Source organism: Curvivirga sp. (assembly GCF_965219885.1).
GTDB lineage: Bacteria > Pseudomonadota > Alphaproteobacteria > UBA8366 > Aestuariispiraceae > Curvivirga.
On record NZ_CBDCOT010000009.1, the window covers coordinates 21829 to 38318 of the forward strand.

Genomic DNA, 16490 nt, shown 5'->3' on the forward strand with positions numbered 1-16490 from the left:
CGGTAGAAACGCAAAGATTTGACCTAAAACAAATTTATTATGAGTTACTTTTCAAGACTTTTTGAATAGCTTCAATTGTTTCATCAATAGATTTCGGCAGTAAATTATCATAAGCATGTAATGCATAGATAGGGGTTGGATCGGAGTTAGAAGTTTCATGTAAAGGGACTAAGTCCCCTGCCCTAACATCGTCTAATACGCCAATATTCGGCAGCAACGCAATTCCTAAACCTTGCTTGGCAAACGCCGTAACAGTTTCAATCGTATTCCCATGTAAACGCGGTTTAAATTCTAAACTTACTTCTTCCTGATCTCCTCCAAGTTTAACAAGATGTTCAACAATCTGCGTTTCCCGACTATGTGCGATATAGGGAAGAGATTTTAGCCAATCAATAAATTCAGGCGTTCGTTTGTCCGGCGCATGCGCCAATAAGCTAGGTGCGATATATAAAACATCATATAATTCGCCGATACGCCTCGCACGCAGGTCACTATCCGGTAATGTTCCGACAGTAATTGATAGATCAATACCTTCTGCCACCAAGTTTAATCGCTTATCATCTGCAATTACATTTGGTGTTAAATCCGGATATAGTTTTAAAAGCCGTGAAATAGCGGGAACAATAATTGGCGTAATAAAGGCATGAGGTGCAGTAATCGTCAGTGGGCCAGATGGCGTCGCCCCGAAAGCTTCCATCTCTGTTTTTGCTATTTGTGATAAAGCCAGTATCTCTTTACACTTCTGATAGTAACGTTCCCCCGCCGGTGTTAACGAAAAACGGCGTGTCGTACGCACCGCCAATTTTACATTCAATTGTTCTTCCAGACGTTTCAAATTCTGGCTGACCGCAGATTTAGCTATACTCAATTCATCCGCTGCACCTGTGATACTACCTGCCTCAACCAAGGTCACAAATGTTAAAGGTAATGTAGAAAGCATGTTTTATTGTTCTCTAAATATTAATAGTATTTTAATTTTTACATTGTTTTTCAAAACAATTAAAGCGCCTAAATATAACAGCAAAGAAAGATGAAACCTGTAACTCTTGCCTTTATGGAGCAATATCATGAAATTATTCACAAGCGCTTTACTAGCTTCAACATTGATTTTCAGTATCGCTACGCCTGCATCCGCACAAGATGCTACTGCCCGCGCTACAAATGAATATGAGTTAAGCCTAGCAGTCGCAACCGCAAGTCGCGCATGGCGCGACGCTTTCAATGCTGGTGATGCAGCTGCGGCAGCTGCCCTTTATGAAGAAGATGCTGTTATGGTCGCGAAACCTTTTGGAACCTTCAGGGGTCGCGAAGAAATTCAGGCTTTCTGGACCAACTTGGTTGAGAAAGGCTTTGACGATGTTATCTATTTTAACACTGTGACAAAAGTGGATCGTGACTTACTTTCTGCACAGGTGGCAGCCCAATGGAAAATGAATAACGCTAAAGGCATCATCACCAATGAACATTGGGTTTTACAACCTGATGGCACAGCCCTTTTACGAGAAGACCATTTCGAAGTTACGCAATAAACAAATGATAAAGGCGCTAGATATATGTTCTAGCGCCTTTGATTATACTCTAGGACAAATCTAATCCCATTTGCCAAAAGCCAACTTCCAGTCGAGTAGCATTTCGGAAAATCTTTGCGAGTTCTGCTTCACGATCTTTAGATAAATGATCACCAGCCAATTCATCTAAATAAGTAATCATGTCATCGACTGCGGCTAAATATTCTTTACCAGAATACATTTCCACCCAATCCGCATAGGGGTTGTTATTTGGCGTTAATTGTTCGGATGCCAATCGTCTTCCAATTTCGGCATATCCAATCGCACAAGGTGCCAGTGCCACATAAAGTTCCAACAAACCACCGGACATACCACATTCCATCACATAACGGGTATAAGCCATATTCGCAGTAGATTCTTCCAGATCATCCAATTCATCCTCATGAATGCCCCATTCAGCGCAATATTTTAGATGAAGCCCTAGTTCCATATCGACAATGGCAGAGACACCTTCTTGCGCCCGCTTAATATCAGACAATTTGGTACTTTTATAAGCAGCCAAAGCATGACAACGGGCAAAGTGGATCAGGAAGATGTAATCCTGCTTCAAGTAATGTTGAAAGCATTCTTTTGGTAAACTGCCCTTACCAAGCTGTTCCACAAAATCATGGTGCGTGTAAGCTGCCCAGTCATCAGGACAGCTTTCTTTTAGGCGTTGAAACAATCCCATGATTTATTTCTCCGCAAAAATATCAACAGCATATGTTTCAAGAGCAGGTGTTTCTTTAATCATACCATTTTCAATCATAAATTCAGCAAAGCGCGTATAGCGACCATGATCCAATGCAGCTGGACGCAAGGCAAAACGCGGCATTGTATCAACCCATGCACGACGATTTAATTCATTATCCAATGCTTTATCTGTCGCAATGAACATATCCAACGATTTCGCGTTATTGTTCAGCATGTAATTGGTCGCATCCTGCAGCGCCAACATGAACTTCGCCAATTTCTCTTCACCAACGCGATCAGATTTAGCTACCAAGATCAATTCGTCATATGCAGGTACACCTTCGTCTTCCACATAGAAAGCACGTCCCGGACGCTTTTCAATATCCATCTGATTTAATTCAAAGTTACGAAAAGCACCAATAACCGCATCAACTTGTCCTGCGAAAAGAGAGGGTGACAAAGAAAAATTCACATTGATCAACTCAATATCTTTCAACGTCAATCCATGTTGGTCCAACATTGCAGAAAGCAATGTATCTTCAAACCCACCGACTGAGAAACCAACCTTACGCCCCTTCAAATCTGCAATAGATTTAATCGGGCTATCTTCCAAAACAACCAAGGAGTTTAACGGGGTTGCTACGAGCGTACCGATACGAACAAGCGGCAAACCTTCCGCCACTTGCACATGTAATTGTGGTTGGTAAGAAACAGCGAGATCAGCTTGTCCTGCCGCAACCAGCTTAGGAGGGAGCGAAGGATCTGATGGTGCAATCAACTCAACATCCAAACCATATTTTTCAAAGAAACCGGCTTCTTTCGCGATGACCAAAGTTGCGTGATCCGGGTTTACAAACCAATCTAATAATACGGTTACTTTATCTGCAGCCATCGCTGATCCAGATAGAAAAACAGCAAAGCTTGCTGCGAGGAAAGCACGAAGTTTTAATTTCATTATTTTATCCTTAAACCTTATGAGGATGATGCCAGCGTGTTAATCTGGCGAGAGATTTATCAATTACGTAATAGAAAAGAACCGCAAAAACGGCGATGACGAGAAGCGCTGCAAACATCAGATCCACCTGCATGCGTGCATTGGCATGAAGCATTAAAAAACCAAGACCTTTTGAGGAACCGACCCATTCCCCGACAATGGCACCAATCGGGGCTACTGCCGCAGCAACACGCATACCCGTTGCCAGTTTTGGTAAAGCTGCCGGAATTTGAATATGACGTAAAATAGCGGTTTTCTTGCCACCCATTACTTTCGCTATGTCCAACCAATCTTTGGCCGTTTGCTGCAACCCATCATAAAATGCAGATGTTACAGGGAAATAGATGATCAAGGTAGCCATCGCGACCTTTGATGCCAAACCATATCCCAGCCAAAGCACTAGAATTGGTGCTAGCGCAAATACTGGAATAGCTTGCGAAATGACTAAAACAGGCATGAGCCAATGTCGCAAAGGCTTAAACCAAATCAGTAACATAGCACTGAGGCATCCCAGTATCGTTCCCAAAAGCATGCCCATTATGATTTCGAAGAAAGTGATAAAGCTATGTTCCAAAATAAGCTCAGCATTATCTTTCAATGCAAAGAGAACCCTCATCGGCCCAGGTAAAATATAACTTGGTACTGATGTAAAACTTACAACAGCTTGCCAAATGACGCACAATCCGATTGGAATTAAAACAAAACGAAGGGCTTTATTCATGTTTGAACCCTTTCAGCTTTTGATAATACTCCCATAAGGTCAGGATAGAGTTCGTCCACTTCCCGATCCCCAACTTGTCGCGGGGCATTTGTTGCAAGTCGCATTTCAGGTAAAAGTTTTGCCGGACGGCCTTCTAAAACATAAATCACGTCACCAAGACGTAGAGCCTCTAAGGGGTCATGTGTGACAAGCAATACGGTCCGCCCTTTTAGTAGGTCATATGTTAAGGCTTGTAATTCATGACGTGTAACAGCATCCAGCGCAGAAAAAGGTTCATCCATCAAGATTGTGGCGCGGTCTTCCATTAAAGTTCTTGCCAAGACGACCCGCTGCTGCATGCCACCTGAAAGTTGTGCTGGTTTATGCTTTATATAATCACCTAAACCCACTTTACTCAAAAGATCGCGTGCACGTTCCTCATCACGTTTATCGCCACGTAGAATACTCCCCAGCTGGACATTTTCCAAAACAGATAACCACGGCATCAAGAAGGCTTTTTGCCCCATATAGGCCACGTCGGAATTACCTGTATCAAATTCCACTTTGCCTTCAATCAGCCAGTCATCGTCAAGACTGGCAATCACACGTAGCAAACTACTTTTCCCCACCCCACTTTGCCCCAGCAAGCAAGACCACTTTCCTGCTTGCAAGGTTAAAGAGGATAAGTTCAAGATTTCCGTTTTCTGATATCTCAAACGAAAATTACTTAACCTAATATTTGGGGCTACTGTTGTCATTTCGCTACTGTTTTTAACGAGCTAAACCAAAAGGCGTACGGCTAACTTTTGCCCAATCATCGGCATTGGCCAGTGCATTACGATATGACTCCATCACTTTAGATGCCATAGGATCACCGGCTGCAAATTCATCAGTGATATTTTGGCTGGCTTCGCGTGCTTTGATCATGACCTCTTCCGGGAATTGACGTAACTTAACACCATGTTTTTCCGTCAGGTTCCGAAGGGCAATAGCATTTTCCCAATCAGATTCAGCTAGCGCGAAAGAGTTTTCCGCTTCACAAGCGCTTGTTACAATCGCCTGTAAATCCCCGGGTAGTTTTGAAAGTGCTTCTTGATTGACCAAACATTCTGCCGAACCATTTGGTTTATTGAAAGTTGGCCAATAGTAATAAGGTGCAGCCTTATAGAAACCAAAACCACGGTCACTCCAAGGTCCTAAAAACTCAACCGCATCCACAATCCCACTTTGTAAACCCGGGAAGATATCTGAAGGCGGCAAGAAAACTGGTGTTGCTCCTAACTCTTTAAAGATAGCACCACCTAACCCAACAGCGCGAACTTTCACACCAACCAGATCATCAAGGGAATTGATTTCTTTTTTGAACCATCCCCCCATTTGCATGCCTGTATTGCCGGCCATGAAAGGTTTGATGCCAAATTGTGCATATGTTTCATCCCATAACGCTTGGCCACCGCCATGATAAATCCAAGCCATATGTTCCAGCGCAGTTAAGCCAAATGGCATGGTTGTGAAAAACACAGCAGCTTTGGTTTTTCCCTGCCAGAAAAGAGACGCCGTATGTGCCATTTCAGCAGTACCTGCGCTTACCGCATCAAACACTTCCAATCCAGGCACCAATTCACCTGCTGCATAAAGTTTTACCGTTAAACGACCATCAGACATTTTAGTAATGCGGTCCGCCAAACGTTGAGCTGTAATTCCCACTCCCGGGGAATTCTTGGGCCAGCTTGTCACCATTTTCCATTCAATCTTTTCAGATGCTATGGCAGGCACCGAAATTGAAGACGCTGCCGCTATTGGCGCAGCAGTTGCAAGCGTCTTTAAAAAATTACGACGTGTCGGTAATTTATTTGTCATGTGTAAATCTCTTTATAGTATTTATTATTTAGACCAAAATTGATGAAAATGATGAACAGGCCCATGCCCCTGACCAACAGTTAACTGGTCAGCCGATTGGATCGCTTTTGCGAGATATTGATGTGCTTGGGATACGGCATCTTTCAAGTCCAATCCCTGTGCTAATAAAGCAGCGATTGATGCTGATAAAGTACAGCCGGTTCCATGGGTGTTACCTGTATGAACACGTTTAGAATGAAGTTCTTGAACGTCTCCGTTGGAATGCATTAACAAATCCACACATTCCTCCCCCGTTAAATGTCCGCCTTTCATCAAGACAGCACTAGCCCCCAGCGCCATCAAAGCTAAGCCGCATTTCTTCATACTTTCCGGATCTATTGGGGCGTCTTGCCCAAGTAGAACACCTGCTTCCGGTAAATTGGGGGTCATTAATGTTGCCAATGGCACAAGATGTCTTCTTAACGCTTCTATTGCATTGTCCTGCAGTAACTTATCTCCGCTTTTGGCCACCATTACAGGATCAAGAACAACAGGAATATTTGGTGCTTTTACCTTCAGTCGATCAGCAACGGCTTCGATAACATCGACTTGGGACAGCATACCAATTTTAATGGCATCTACCTTCAAATCATCTAGAACAGTATCTATCTGACAGGCGATGAAATCGGCGGGTACATCATAGATGGCTCGCACCTCAGTCGTGTTTTGCGCAGTTAATGCAGTGATAACAGAAGCCCCATAAGTACCTAGAGCAGACATGGCTTTCAAATCAGCCTGAATACCAGCTCCACCGCCACTATCTGACCCTGCAATGGTTAAGGCGATTGCGGTTTTATTTGTCATTTTTCTATTCCTTTTTGGAAAAACGGGTCAATCTTTTGTCTTAGCCGTTGAGTCGCTTTCATTGGGTCAACCTGCCCACATATGGCAGAAACCACTGCTAATCCATTTACACCAGTTGCAGCGACCGCTTCACAATTGCTCTCATCAATACCTGCAATAGCAGTAGTTGGCAGATCGCCATTAGCCCTAGAAACTTTGAGCATGTCCAATAACCCATTCACACCAAGTGGGGTGTCAGGATTAACTTTACTTTCAGTGGGAAATACTCCACCTATTCCCAAGTAATCCAACAACTCAATTGGTGCAGCTTTGATATGAGATTCATTTTTAACGGTTAGACCAACAATCGCGCTATCCCCCAACAACATACGTGCTTGCTGGATTGCTTCATCACTTTGACCTAGATGCACTCCATCCGCTTTAGCCTTTTTTGCAACATCGGGACGATCATTTACCAAAACTGGAATCTGAAACTCTTTCGCTACGTTCATCAATGAAACAACATTCTGAACTTGTGTGTCTGTATCACTATGTTTGTCACGATATTGTATAAGGGTAATACCGCCTTCCAACGCCTGTCTCACGACTTCCAACATCGGATAATGTACACAGTTTTCTGGTCCGATAACCAAATACAAACGTGGATCAAAGCTCTTACCCATTGATAGAACCTCTTTTATAAAAACTGTAAAGTTGATCAATAAATATTGTTTGGAAACCAGCTGGGCCTGCAGAATGGAGAGCCGCAAATTCGCCAGCCTTAGCGATCATTTCCAATGCAGCACAAACAGCTTCGAACCGATTGTCACTTACCCCTAAATAGGTTGCTATTACTGCAGTACCGGCGCAACCAAGTCCGGTCACATGGGCCATCATTTCATGCCCTCCCGTTATTGGCGCATAAAGCGTTTCCCCATTTGGATCCAAGGCAAAAACTTCATCGACTTTCCCAGTGATGGCGATAACAGCATCTGTCATTTCCAACAACTCATCGACAGGTATATTCAGTGCGGCTATTTCTAGTGAATTCGCACGTATCAAAGCTGGCTTGAAAGACAGAAGTTCTTTTGCAAATGCAAGACGTTTAGGTGCACGATTAATGAGTACAGGATCAAGTATCCATGGGATATTTTGCTCATTCGCAGTTTCGACAGCCCTTAGAATGGCTTCCTTTCGATTGGCATCTAATGTCCCTAAATTCACTAATAAGGCATGCGCGCTCGACGTGAAATCAGTCACTTCATCCGGATCAATCGTCATACTTGGCGTAGCCCCAACCGCGAGCAACGCATTCGCAGTCAAATTCTGAACCACAGAATTGGTCAGACAATGCACTTTCGGCGATTCTACTTTGATTTGCCTCAGCAAATATTCCAGTTCTTTTTCAAACAAATTCAGGCTCCGCCATTATCGAAAGACAGGCGGTGTGAATAAAATCAGACTGGACATGAAATATGTATTTTTGCTGACTCAATCCCTACGCCGGTCTTAACCAGATCAGGTTCTACGGGTCAGCATCCTTTGACACCTCTCAGCCTTTGCACCAAGGCACCCCGTTGAGATACATCTGGATAATAATCTTTCTTATTTTTTTTTTCAACAAATAAAAACGGCTACCGGTAAGGGGGACCAGTAGCCGTCAAATACGATCTTTGGTTGATCGTGGTGAGTTTGACAAATGGATCAATATCAAACTCTTCTTCAGGAGCGAGGTTCTGCTGAGGGGGATAAGAACCTCTTATGAGAGGGGAAGTCTCAATAAACTAGATATTGGAAGTCCTATCTGTTTTTCCAAGAGTTGAAATAAGGCAATTTCAAGGCATTCAGATTTATGCGAATTCTACAAAAAGAAAGGCCGCTGGTATGAAAACCAACGGCCTTGATTGCATATAGGTGATCTTTAGGATCACAAGAGTTTGTATGGATCGAATCAAACTCTTTTCAGGGTGAGGTTCCGCTGAGGGGAATAAGAACCTCTTATGAGAGGGGAAATCTCAATGACTATGATATTGGTATCGAAACATGTCTTTCCAAGGCCTTAATTAAGGCAATTTCATGGCATATTTCCCATTGTTTCTTGACAAGAACACAGGTTAATAATAATCACTCGCATTACAGAAAGTTGAGATGTATCTTATTCACCAGAGATGATGAACTTGTTAAAAAGTATTGATATGAAAGACATTTTGCAAATTATACGCAATAATAAATTGATATCTTTCTCAATATTTCTTGTCGTTTCATGCGGGTTTCTGGTCTCTATTATCGCCTATCAAAGCATCCAGAAACAAATTATCAAGGAAGATCGATCTTCATTTATTCGAGATGCAGAATTTTATCTAAAAACTGTAGAGAAAAGATTTCATACAGCCGAAAGCTTTATTGAGTCCATTGATCGCTTGATCCAAATGGCTCCCAATTTGTCCCGTAAGGACTTTGCACGCTTCAACAATCCTGAAGATTTATATGAACTAGGAATACAAGCCGTTGCATGGTCACCCGTTGTAAAACATTCAGATCGTAGCTCATTTGTTAAGCAGGTTCGGGAAACAGGTCTATTTGACTTTGATATTCGTGACCCTGGAGAAGACTATAATCCATCTGCAGCAGTTAGGTTTAAATATGCGCCGATCGTTTATGTAGAACCGGTTCATCATAGCGGACATATCCAAGGACTTGATTTATTTGCCCAAGCCAAAAAAGATAGGGAATTAAACATCGCTATTGATGAAGGACATTTAATGATGTCCGATATCAAACCACTGACGATCAGCGATACAGCAGAGTACGGCTTTTGGTTACATATGCCTATATATGTTGCTCTTTCAAATCATCCCAGTATTCAAGAAAGACGGCAAAAACTTGTCGGATTTGCATCCGTTGCAGTCTTAACAAATGATCTATTAACACCACCTTCACTCAATTCGGATACCGGGTTTGGTTTTCAGGTAACTATTGATCAAGGTATTTATATGCAAACCTTCGCAACGCATCCTGTTGAAAGAATGCACTTGCGTGAAGACGTAATGTGGCAAACCGTCTTAGATTTTGCACAAAACCATATTACTTTTGCTTTCCAAAGAACAGAAGCAAAGGGCCTATCTGGGCGAGATTTTTTAGCATCTGTCGTACTTTTAATTGGGTTAACTGCAACTGTCCTTTTAACCAGCTACCTCATCACTAGTTTAATCCGAACACGTCGTATTGAAACGCAAATTCAAAACCGCACCAAGGATCTAAAACTTAGCAATCAGATGCTACAAGATGAAATCATACGGCGGGAGAAAGCAACAACAGAACAAAACCGCGCAGAAGTAAGATACCAGCGTATCTTTGAAAATGCTGTAGAAGGTATTTTCGCAATGGGAGCGAATGGAGATATCTTAAATGCCAATCCGTCCTTTGCGGAGATATTTGGTTTCAAAGATATAGATGACTTTAAGTCACAAGCAGTAAACTTTAACCGCCTGCTTCATGCAACCGATCGACGCAAGTTACAGTCCGTTCTATTACGAGACAAAAATTTGGTGAATATGGAATGTAGAGCTACTAACCATGAGGGTAGCCATCTCTTCTTGTCAGTCAATGCAACATATGTAACCGAAGATACAGATGTTATGATTGAGGGGACCGTTGTCGATATTACCAATCGTAAACTTACCGAAGCAAAGCTGAATGACTTTGCCTATCTAGATCCACTCACCAATTGCCTGAACCGACGTGCTTTTAATGAAATGTTGGAAAACAGATTTGAAAAAGCACAGAGATTTAAAGATTGGGCCTTTGCGTTACTCTTTATCGATCTTGATCATTTCAAGATGATCAACGACACACAGGGGCATGATGTAGGCGATATGGTCATTCAAGAAGTTGCGGAACGATTACGAAATGCAATTCGGGAATCTGCCTCAATAGCCCGCCTTGGCGGAGATGAATTTGCGATTCTGTTTAATAACATTAAAACATCAGAGCAAATTCATGAAATCTCAGAACGTATTCTAAAACAACTCGCCAGACCATTTGAAACAAAGGAACGTCCATTTCTTACTTCTGGTAGTGTCGGCATAGCTTTGGCCCATGGTAATGACGTTAAAGACCCTGCCCAATTAATGCGCAATGCGGATCTTGCCATGTATCAGGCAAAGAAAGCTGGTCGTAATCAAAGTATTATCTATAGCGATGATTTTCATCTTGAGGCAGATGAACAATTAAAACTTCAAAATGCATTACGCAAAGCCGTAACTGCAAATGAATTGGATATGGTTTACCAACCGGTTATTAATATGAAATCCGGTAAATTGATTGCCACAGAAGCACTTTTACGTTGGTTCAACCCCACATTTGGCCAAGTATCCCCGGATCAATTCATTCCAATGGCTGAACAAATAGGTTTGATTTCTGAGATCGGCGCTTGGGGAATTGATCATATATTGTCCGACATGCAAAAGATAAAACAAATTGATAAACTCGCTCATATTCGAATGAATATTAACTTATCTCCGATACAATTATGCCAACCTGAATTCTGCGATTTTTTAATTTCAAAATGTAAGGAACATGACATACAACGCAGCAGTATTGCATTAGAATTAACCGAAACGGCAATGGTGGCAGAACATATGAATATAGACCATTATTTATCAGTTCTGTCAGAGGCAGGCTTTAGAGTATTGGTTGATGATTTCGGAACAGGCTATGCCTCTCTTAACCAACTGACAGTGACAAAATGGGATGGCATCAAAATTGATCGAAATTTTGTTGAAGGTCTAGAAATTGACGACAATAAATTCGCCATTACCTGTGCCGTTTTAAGTATGGCAGAAACGATTGGATATGAAGTCACGGCCGAAGGAATAGAAACCGAAGGGCAACGTGATCTTTTGGTCAATATGGGATGTCATATTGGACAAGGTTACCTGTTTGGCAAACCAATGTCTGTTACACAAATCATCGAAAATGCAGAAAATAATTTTGAATATACCAAACCAAAACTCGCGCCTCTATTCAGGAAAAACATGTAAATTTTGCGGCTTATAAAAGCAAAAAAGCCGCATTAAGCGGCTTTTTCTTTCAGTTTTAAATGACAGAATTGTTATTCATAACTTCGTTGATCATCAATTACTTTACCATCATTTGGTAAGCTTCCAATTTCTGCGAACTCGATCACACCACGCAATTTAATTTCTGTACGAACAGCATCTTCCAAAGCTGCTTTTAGTTGATCTGATGCCTTTGACGTTTCTACCTTCACAGTCATCACGTCCGCATTATCTACCAATGTTATTTCAAGGCGCATTTTTTCAACTTCATCATGCGCTTTCACCACCCTATTCACTTGGGCAGGATCTACAAACATACCTTTTACTTTGGTACGTTGATCGGCGCGCCCCATCCATCCTTTAATACGTTTATTGGTACGCCCAGTAGGGCAACTCCCATCCATGACTGCAGACATATCCCCGGTCCCGAAACGGATTAGCGGATAATCTGTATTGGTGAGCATGGTAACAATAATTTCACCGACTTCCCCATCAGTAACAGGTTCTCCCGTACCCGGGCGCACGATTTCAAGGATTACATTCTCATCAACGACCATGCCTTCTTTGGCTGATGTTTCATATGATACCAAACCTAGATCCGCAGTACCAAAACATTGAACGACCTCAATACCACGCGCTTCATATTCTTCACGCATAGAAGGGAAAAGCGGTCCGCCAGATACCAAGGCTTTCTTAAGAGAAGATACATCCGCCCCTAATTCAACGGCCTTATCTAAAATGACTTTTAAGAAGTCAGGTGTTCCGACATAAGCGGAAATACCAAAATGTTGAATAGCTGCGACTTGAGCATCCGTTTGCCCAACCCCGCCTGGATACACAGCACATCCAACTGCCTTAGCCGCAGTTTCAAACATATGGCCCGCAGGGGTGTGATGATAAGAAAAACAATTTAAGACGATATCCCCTTTGCGCAAACCTGCTGCATACGCAGCACGTCCCATTCGCCACCAATCATCCGTGTGCCCTTCCGGGTCAGCAATCGGGCCTGGTGACATAAAGACGCGCAGCAAATCGCTTGTGGCCGTTGCATTCAAACCACCGAAAGGCGGATTATCTTGCTGGGCCTGAAGTAGATCTGACTTACGAGTTAAAGGTAGTGAAGCCAAATCCGACAAACTATCAACGCTATCGACATCAACATCCGCCAGCGCCTTGGCATAATGCGCAGAATTCGCTTTTGCATGGGCGAGTTGCTTTTTCAATAAAGCAAGTTGATCTGCTTCGCGTGTAGCTTCATCACGTGTTTCCAAAGCATCAAAAAAATCAGTCATATCTTAACTTTAACCCCAAATTTAAAAACAATAGATATTAAACCATCAAACACAGAGACAAAATAGGAGGCCGAAGCCTCCCAAAGTTTGCACAATTTATAACCAACGTTTACGGCGTTTATAATGTTTCACTTCACGGAAGTTCTTTCGACCTTCCTTCGCCATACCGAGATAGAATTCTTTTACGTCTTCGTTATTACGAAGCTCTTCGGCTTCACCATCCATAACCACGCGACCACCTTCAAGGATATATCCATAATGGGCATAACGTAGAGCCACATTGGTATTTTGCTCTGCTAATAAGAAGGTCACGCCTTCATCTTCATTTAGCTTTTTAACAATCGCAAAGATTTGCTCTACCAATTGTGGCGCCAACCCCATAGATGGTTCATCTAATAAAATCAGTTCTGGCTTCGCCATCATTGCACGACCAATAGCAACCATTTGCTGTTCGCCGCCAGATGTATAACCAGCTTGCGATTTACGGCGTTCCCAAAGACGCGGAAAATAGTCATAAACCATTTGAAGATCACGTTTGATCTCAGCCCCGTTTCCACGGGTATAAGCACCAGAAAGCAAATTTTCTTCAACAGTTAAATGTTCAAAACAATGTCGGCCTTCCATCACTTGAACCACACCGGATTTCACCAAGTCATTTGCAGTTTTGTCATGAACAACTTGACCATTCAACTCGATACTACCCTTGGTAACATCCCCGCGTTCAGCACGTAGAAGATTTGAAATAGATTTCAATGTTGTTGATTTACCGGCACCGTTAGCACCAAGCAGGGCAACAATCTTACCCTTAGGGACTTCCAGAGAGACCCCCTTCAAAACCAGAATTACATGATCATAAATGACTTCGATATTATTCACCTGCAATAGAGGGGTTGTCATTGATCTCTCCTTTAGTCGTTTTGCCAATTTGGCAATCTTCAGTCTAGTATTTCGGTATGATTGACCCTACAGGGGAAGGGTCAATCATGTGCCGAATGTGATTAGCTACAGCTGCGAGGTGAAATACCTTGCTCTTTTGCATAAGCAGCAGCATCAGACTCAATCAATGGACGAGTCATCGCTGTGTCAGCTGGGATCCAATCTGTAACGATTTTATATTCGGAACCTGTCCATTCTTGGATCAAAACAGCAGGGTTCTGACCTTCATGGTTAGCACAAGTTACTTTTACTGGCGGCAATAGGCCCGTCATACCCATAGCATCGACATCCGCAGCGTCTAGATCTAATTGCTCCATCGCTTTTTGCATGTCTTCACCAGAAATATCCGCTTTACCAGACATTTCCTGAGCCAATTTGATTGTCTCATGAATATATGCCGCATTCACAACAGCACGGTTATACAATACTGTACCAGCTTTGGAGCCATCACCAGATGCTTTACCTGCGTCATAAACATATTTCTTCATGTCATCATATAACGGGTAATCCATGCCAACACCGTTAAAGGTCGCAGCGCGATATCCTTTGGCACGTTTACCTGTTGGTGCAGCAACTTCTTCACCAGCAGACCACCAGTTACCGATAAATTTGCTCATATCGTAACGGATATTTGTTGCTTCTTTAACAGCTGTTTCACGCATCGCGCCCCAACCCCACATTACAATGTAATCAGGTTTTGTTTTGCGAATTTGCAACCAGATAGATTTCTGTTCTGTCATGGAAGCTGGCGCTACTGGATATTTGTCATAAGTGAAGCCGTATTTTTCTACCAATTTGTCCAAGGTTGGAATTGGTTCCTTACCATATGGATGGTCAAGATAGATATACGCAACACGTTTGCCTTTTAGCTGATCCATACCACCGAGCTCACCGCCCATGAAGTTGAAGATCGCTGTTGCTTGGTTCCAATATGTAGATGGGAAGTTAAAGACATATGGGAATACAGTACCATCAGCCGCAGTTGTACGACCATAGCCCATTGTTAATAAAGGAATCTTATCCGCTGTCATTTTCTCAATCAACGCATAAGCGATACCTGTGGAATATGGACCATATACCAAAGCGCCTTCTTTTGTACGATCATAACATTCTACACCACGGTCTGTTTTGTAGCCTGTTTCGCATTCTTCAACTTTAACTTTCAAGCCGCCAATGCCGCCATCGCGTTCGTTGATCATGGTGAAATAGTCAGCAAAACCATCTGCTAAAGGAATACCGCCAGATGCGTAAGGACCTGTACGATATACCAAGGATGGGACATTCAGTTCAGCTGCATTCGCCGCGAAAGACGCGATACTCATAGCCGCTGCACCAGCCAACATACCAAGAGCTTTTAATTTCATAATTTATAGCCTCCAGTTACATTCTTATTGTTCAAGTTCTAAGTTTACTTCATGTCCAAGGTTACTTCTTAAAAAGACGATCCTCAGATCAATTGAATTGCTGGGTCATTCTAACCCAATTTTTATCAGGTGACCTCCCCCTTAATAAGGGAAAGGCCATCTGCGTAATTTTTCCTTTGCGATCTGCCACAAACGCGCAAGACCATGCGGTTCAACAATTAGGAAGAATACGATTAACGCGCCAAAGATCATGATCTCCATATGGGAAATCACATCTGACGTTAAGTTTAACCCAATCCATTGTGGTGCATTATTCAAGAAAATCGGCAACAACACGATAAAGGCTGCGCCCAAGAAAGATCCAAGAATACTACCCAATCCACCAATAATCACCATAAACAAGATCTGGAACGAACGGTTAATATCGTAGGCACCAGGCTCTACGGTGTTAATAAAGCAGAAAGCCCATAATGCACCGGCAACACCACAGTAGAAGCTGGAAATCGCAAATGCACTTAACTTTGCTTTTAGCGGATCAATACCAATGATTTCAGCCGCAATATCCATATCACGGATCGCCATCCAACCACGGCCCATTTTACAACGTGCCAAGTTACGTGCTGCGAGACCTAGAATGATAGCAAAACCTAGTACAAATAAATAACGCGCTTCGGTTGTTGCTTCCGCACCAGAGATCAACACGCCAAAGAATTCCATTGGTGGGATCGAAGGTACACCAGAGATGGAATAGTTCACAAACCAATCTACATGTGTAAATAACCAAAGTAAGAAGAATTGCGCGGCCAATGTGGTCACAGCCAAATAGAAGCCTTTAATGCGCAAACTTGGCAAACCAAATAAAACACCTGCGAAAGCCGCACTTAAACCACCAATAATGATAGCGACAGGGGCCCCTAGAAACGCAAGGTTTGTTGCAACCTTATAAGCCATATAGGCCCCAGTTGCCATAAAGGCACCTGTTCCAAGAGACAATTGTCCTGCATAACCTGTTAGAATGTTCAGCCCCAATGCAGCAATGGAAAGAACCAATACCGGGATCAACAAAGACCCTAACCAGTAATCATTTCCAATCATCGGGACAACGATGACACCAAAGGCGATTAAGCCAATAACGAAATAACGGTCAAGTTTGATAGACAGAATGCTCTGATCAGCCGCATAACTTGTCTTAAAATCACCTGCTTCACGATAAAACATGGTT

Annotated in this window: 15 protein-coding genes and 1 riboswitch; of the genes, 2 read left to right on the top strand and 13 right to left on the bottom strand. The window is 42.6% G+C overall.

The genetic code is table 11. From position 1 onward, the window contains the following. Positions 1 to 37: 37 nt before the first annotated feature. A complete protein-coding gene (locus tag ACOQOA_RS05635; RefSeq protein ID WP_420547672.1) occupies positions 38 to 940 on the bottom strand; it encodes a LysR family transcriptional regulator in 903 nt (300 codons plus the stop codon). A gap of 127 nt (positions 941 to 1067) precedes the next feature. Between ACOQOA_RS05635 and ACOQOA_RS05640 the strand changes: the two genes are divergently transcribed. After that, positions 1068 to 1529: a nuclear transport factor 2 family protein gene (locus tag ACOQOA_RS05640; protein ID WP_420547673.1), complete on the top strand. Its 462-nt coding sequence runs from the start codon at positions 1068 to 1070 to the stop codon at positions 1527 to 1529. Positions 1530 to 1578: 49 nt separating this feature from the next. Here ACOQOA_RS05640 and tenA read toward each other — a convergent pair whose 3' ends face one another. From tenA to ACOQOA_RS05680, 8 genes are read right to left on the bottom strand one after another with little or no spacing between them, the layout of a single operon-like run. Beyond that, positions 1579 to 2238, bottom strand: coding sequence for a thiaminase II (tenA, locus tag ACOQOA_RS05645; protein ID WP_420547674.1), 660 nt, complete (start codon positions 2236 to 2238; stop codon positions 1579 to 1581). 3 nt (positions 2239 to 2241) lie between these two features. Beyond that, positions 2242 to 3195: an ABC transporter substrate-binding protein gene (locus tag ACOQOA_RS05650; RefSeq protein WP_420547675.1), complete on the bottom strand. Its 954-nt coding sequence runs from the start codon at positions 3193 to 3195 to the stop codon at positions 2242 to 2244. Between the two features lie 10 nt (positions 3196 to 3205). Further along, complete coding sequence (locus ACOQOA_RS05655) at positions 3206 to 3955, bottom strand: ABC transporter permease (protein WP_420547676.1); 750 nt, start codon at positions 3953 to 3955, stop codon at positions 3206 to 3208. Then, positions 3952 to 4692 carry an ABC transporter ATP-binding protein gene (locus ACOQOA_RS05660; protein ID WP_420547677.1) on the bottom strand — a complete coding sequence of 247 codons (741 nt, stop codon included), beginning with the start codon at positions 4690 to 4692 and terminating at the stop codon, positions 3952 to 3954. Before ACOQOA_RS05660 ends, ACOQOA_RS05655 begins: the two co-directional genes overlap by 4 nt. Positions 4693 to 4705: 13 nt before the next feature. Next, positions 4706 to 5794: a TRAP transporter substrate-binding protein gene (locus ACOQOA_RS05665; protein ID WP_420547678.1), complete on the bottom strand. Its 1089-nt coding sequence runs from the start codon at positions 5792 to 5794 to the stop codon at positions 4706 to 4708. 24 nt (positions 5795 to 5818) lie between these two features. Next, on the bottom strand, positions 5819 to 6637 hold the full coding sequence (gene thiD / locus ACOQOA_RS05670) for a bifunctional hydroxymethylpyrimidine kinase/phosphomethylpyrimidine kinase (protein ID WP_420547679.1): 819 nt from the start codon (positions 6635 to 6637) through the stop codon (positions 5819 to 5821). Then, positions 6634 to 7299: a thiamine phosphate synthase gene (thiE, locus tag ACOQOA_RS05675; protein ID WP_420547680.1), complete on the bottom strand. Its 666-nt coding sequence runs from the start codon at positions 7297 to 7299 to the stop codon at positions 6634 to 6636. The genes thiD and thiE overlap by 4 nt, the downstream gene beginning before the upstream one ends. After that, entirely contained in the window at positions 7292 to 8029 is a 738-nt protein-coding gene (locus ACOQOA_RS05680) for a hydroxyethylthiazole kinase (RefSeq protein WP_420547681.1), read from the bottom strand. Before ACOQOA_RS05680 ends, thiE begins: the two co-directional genes overlap by 8 nt. A 65-nt stretch (positions 8030 to 8094) precedes the next feature. Further along, positions 8095 to 8203: riboswitch (TPP riboswitch) on the bottom strand. 608 nt (positions 8204 to 8811) lie between these two features. Between ACOQOA_RS05680 and ACOQOA_RS05685 the strand changes: the two genes are divergently transcribed. Then, entirely contained in the window at positions 8812 to 11658 is a 2847-nt protein-coding gene (locus ACOQOA_RS05685; protein ID WP_420547682.1) for a bifunctional diguanylate cyclase/phosphodiesterase, read from the top strand. 71 nt (positions 11659 to 11729) lie between these two features. Here the strand turns inward: ACOQOA_RS05685 and ACOQOA_RS05690 are convergent, their stop codons facing one another. From ACOQOA_RS05690 to ACOQOA_RS05705, 4 genes are all read right to left on the bottom strand, one after another. Then, a complete protein-coding gene (locus ACOQOA_RS05690; RefSeq protein ID WP_420547683.1) occupies positions 11730 to 12968 on the bottom strand; it encodes a phenylacetate--CoA ligase family protein in 1239 nt (412 codons plus the stop codon). 96 nt (positions 12969 to 13064) lie between these two features. Continuing rightward, positions 13065 to 13865 carry an ABC transporter ATP-binding protein gene (locus ACOQOA_RS05695; protein WP_420547684.1) on the bottom strand — a complete coding sequence of 267 codons (801 nt, stop codon included), beginning with the start codon at positions 13863 to 13865 and terminating at the stop codon, positions 13065 to 13067. Positions 13866 to 13966: 101 nt separating this feature from the next. Then, positions 13967 to 15268 (bottom strand): ABC transporter substrate-binding protein, encoded by a 1302-nt coding sequence (locus ACOQOA_RS05700; protein ID WP_420547685.1) that lies wholly within the window; start codon positions 15266 to 15268, stop codon positions 13967 to 13969. A 141-nt stretch (positions 15269 to 15409) separates the two neighbouring features. Beyond that, positions 15410 to 16486, bottom strand: coding sequence for a branched-chain amino acid ABC transporter permease (locus ACOQOA_RS05705; protein WP_155154318.1), 1077 nt, complete (start codon positions 16484 to 16486; stop codon positions 15410 to 15412). Between the last annotated feature and the right edge of the window lie 4 nt (positions 16487 to 16490).

Excerpts from the sequence above, each read along its gene's own strand:
- ACOQOA_RS05635 (WP_420547672.1), bottom strand. The coding sequence starts at position 940 with ATGCTTTCTACATTACCTTTAACATTTGTGACCTTGGTTGAGGCAGGT.
- ACOQOA_RS05640 (WP_420547673.1), top strand. The coding sequence starts at position 1,068 with ATGAAATTATTCACAAGCGCTTTACTAGCTTCAACATTGATTTTCAGT.
- tenA (WP_420547674.1), bottom strand. The coding sequence starts at position 2,238 with ATGGGATTGTTTCAACGCCTAAAAGAAAGCTGTCCTGATGACTGGGCA.
- ACOQOA_RS05650 (WP_420547675.1), bottom strand. The coding sequence starts at position 3,195 with ATGAAATTAAAACTTCGTGCTTTCCTCGCAGCAAGCTTTGCTGTTTTT.
- ACOQOA_RS05655 (WP_420547676.1), bottom strand. The coding sequence starts at position 3,955 with ATGAATAAAGCCCTTCGTTTTGTTTTAATTCCAATCGGATTGTGCGTC.
- ACOQOA_RS05660 (WP_420547677.1), bottom strand. The coding sequence starts at position 4,692 with ATGACAACAGTAGCCCCAAATATTAGGTTAAGTAATTTTCGTTTGAGA.
- ACOQOA_RS05665 (WP_420547678.1), bottom strand. The coding sequence starts at position 5,794 with ATGACAAATAAATTACCGACACGTCGTAATTTTTTAAAGACGCTTGCA.
- thiD (WP_420547679.1), bottom strand. The coding sequence starts at position 6,637 with ATGACAAATAAAACCGCAATCGCCTTAACCATTGCAGGGTCAGATAGT.
- thiE (WP_420547680.1), bottom strand. The coding sequence starts at position 7,299 with ATGGGTAAGAGCTTTGATCCACGTTTGTATTTGGTTATCGGACCAGAA.
- ACOQOA_RS05685 (WP_420547682.1), top strand. The coding sequence starts at position 8,812 with ATGAAAGACATTTTGCAAATTATACGCAATAATAAATTGATATCTTTC.
- ACOQOA_RS05690 (WP_420547683.1), bottom strand. The coding sequence starts at position 12,968 with ATGACTGATTTTTTTGATGCTTTGGAAACACGTGATGAAGCTACACGC.
- ACOQOA_RS05695 (WP_420547684.1), bottom strand. The coding sequence starts at position 13,865 with ATGACAACCCCTCTATTGCAGGTGAATAATATCGAAGTCATTTATGAT.
- ACOQOA_RS05700 (WP_420547685.1), bottom strand. The coding sequence starts at position 15,268 with ATGAAATTAAAAGCTCTTGGTATGTTGGCTGGTGCAGCGGCTATGAGT.
- ACOQOA_RS05705 (WP_155154318.1), bottom strand. The coding sequence starts at position 16,486 with ATGTTTTATCGTGAAGCAGGTGATTTTAAGACAAGTTATGCGGCTGAT.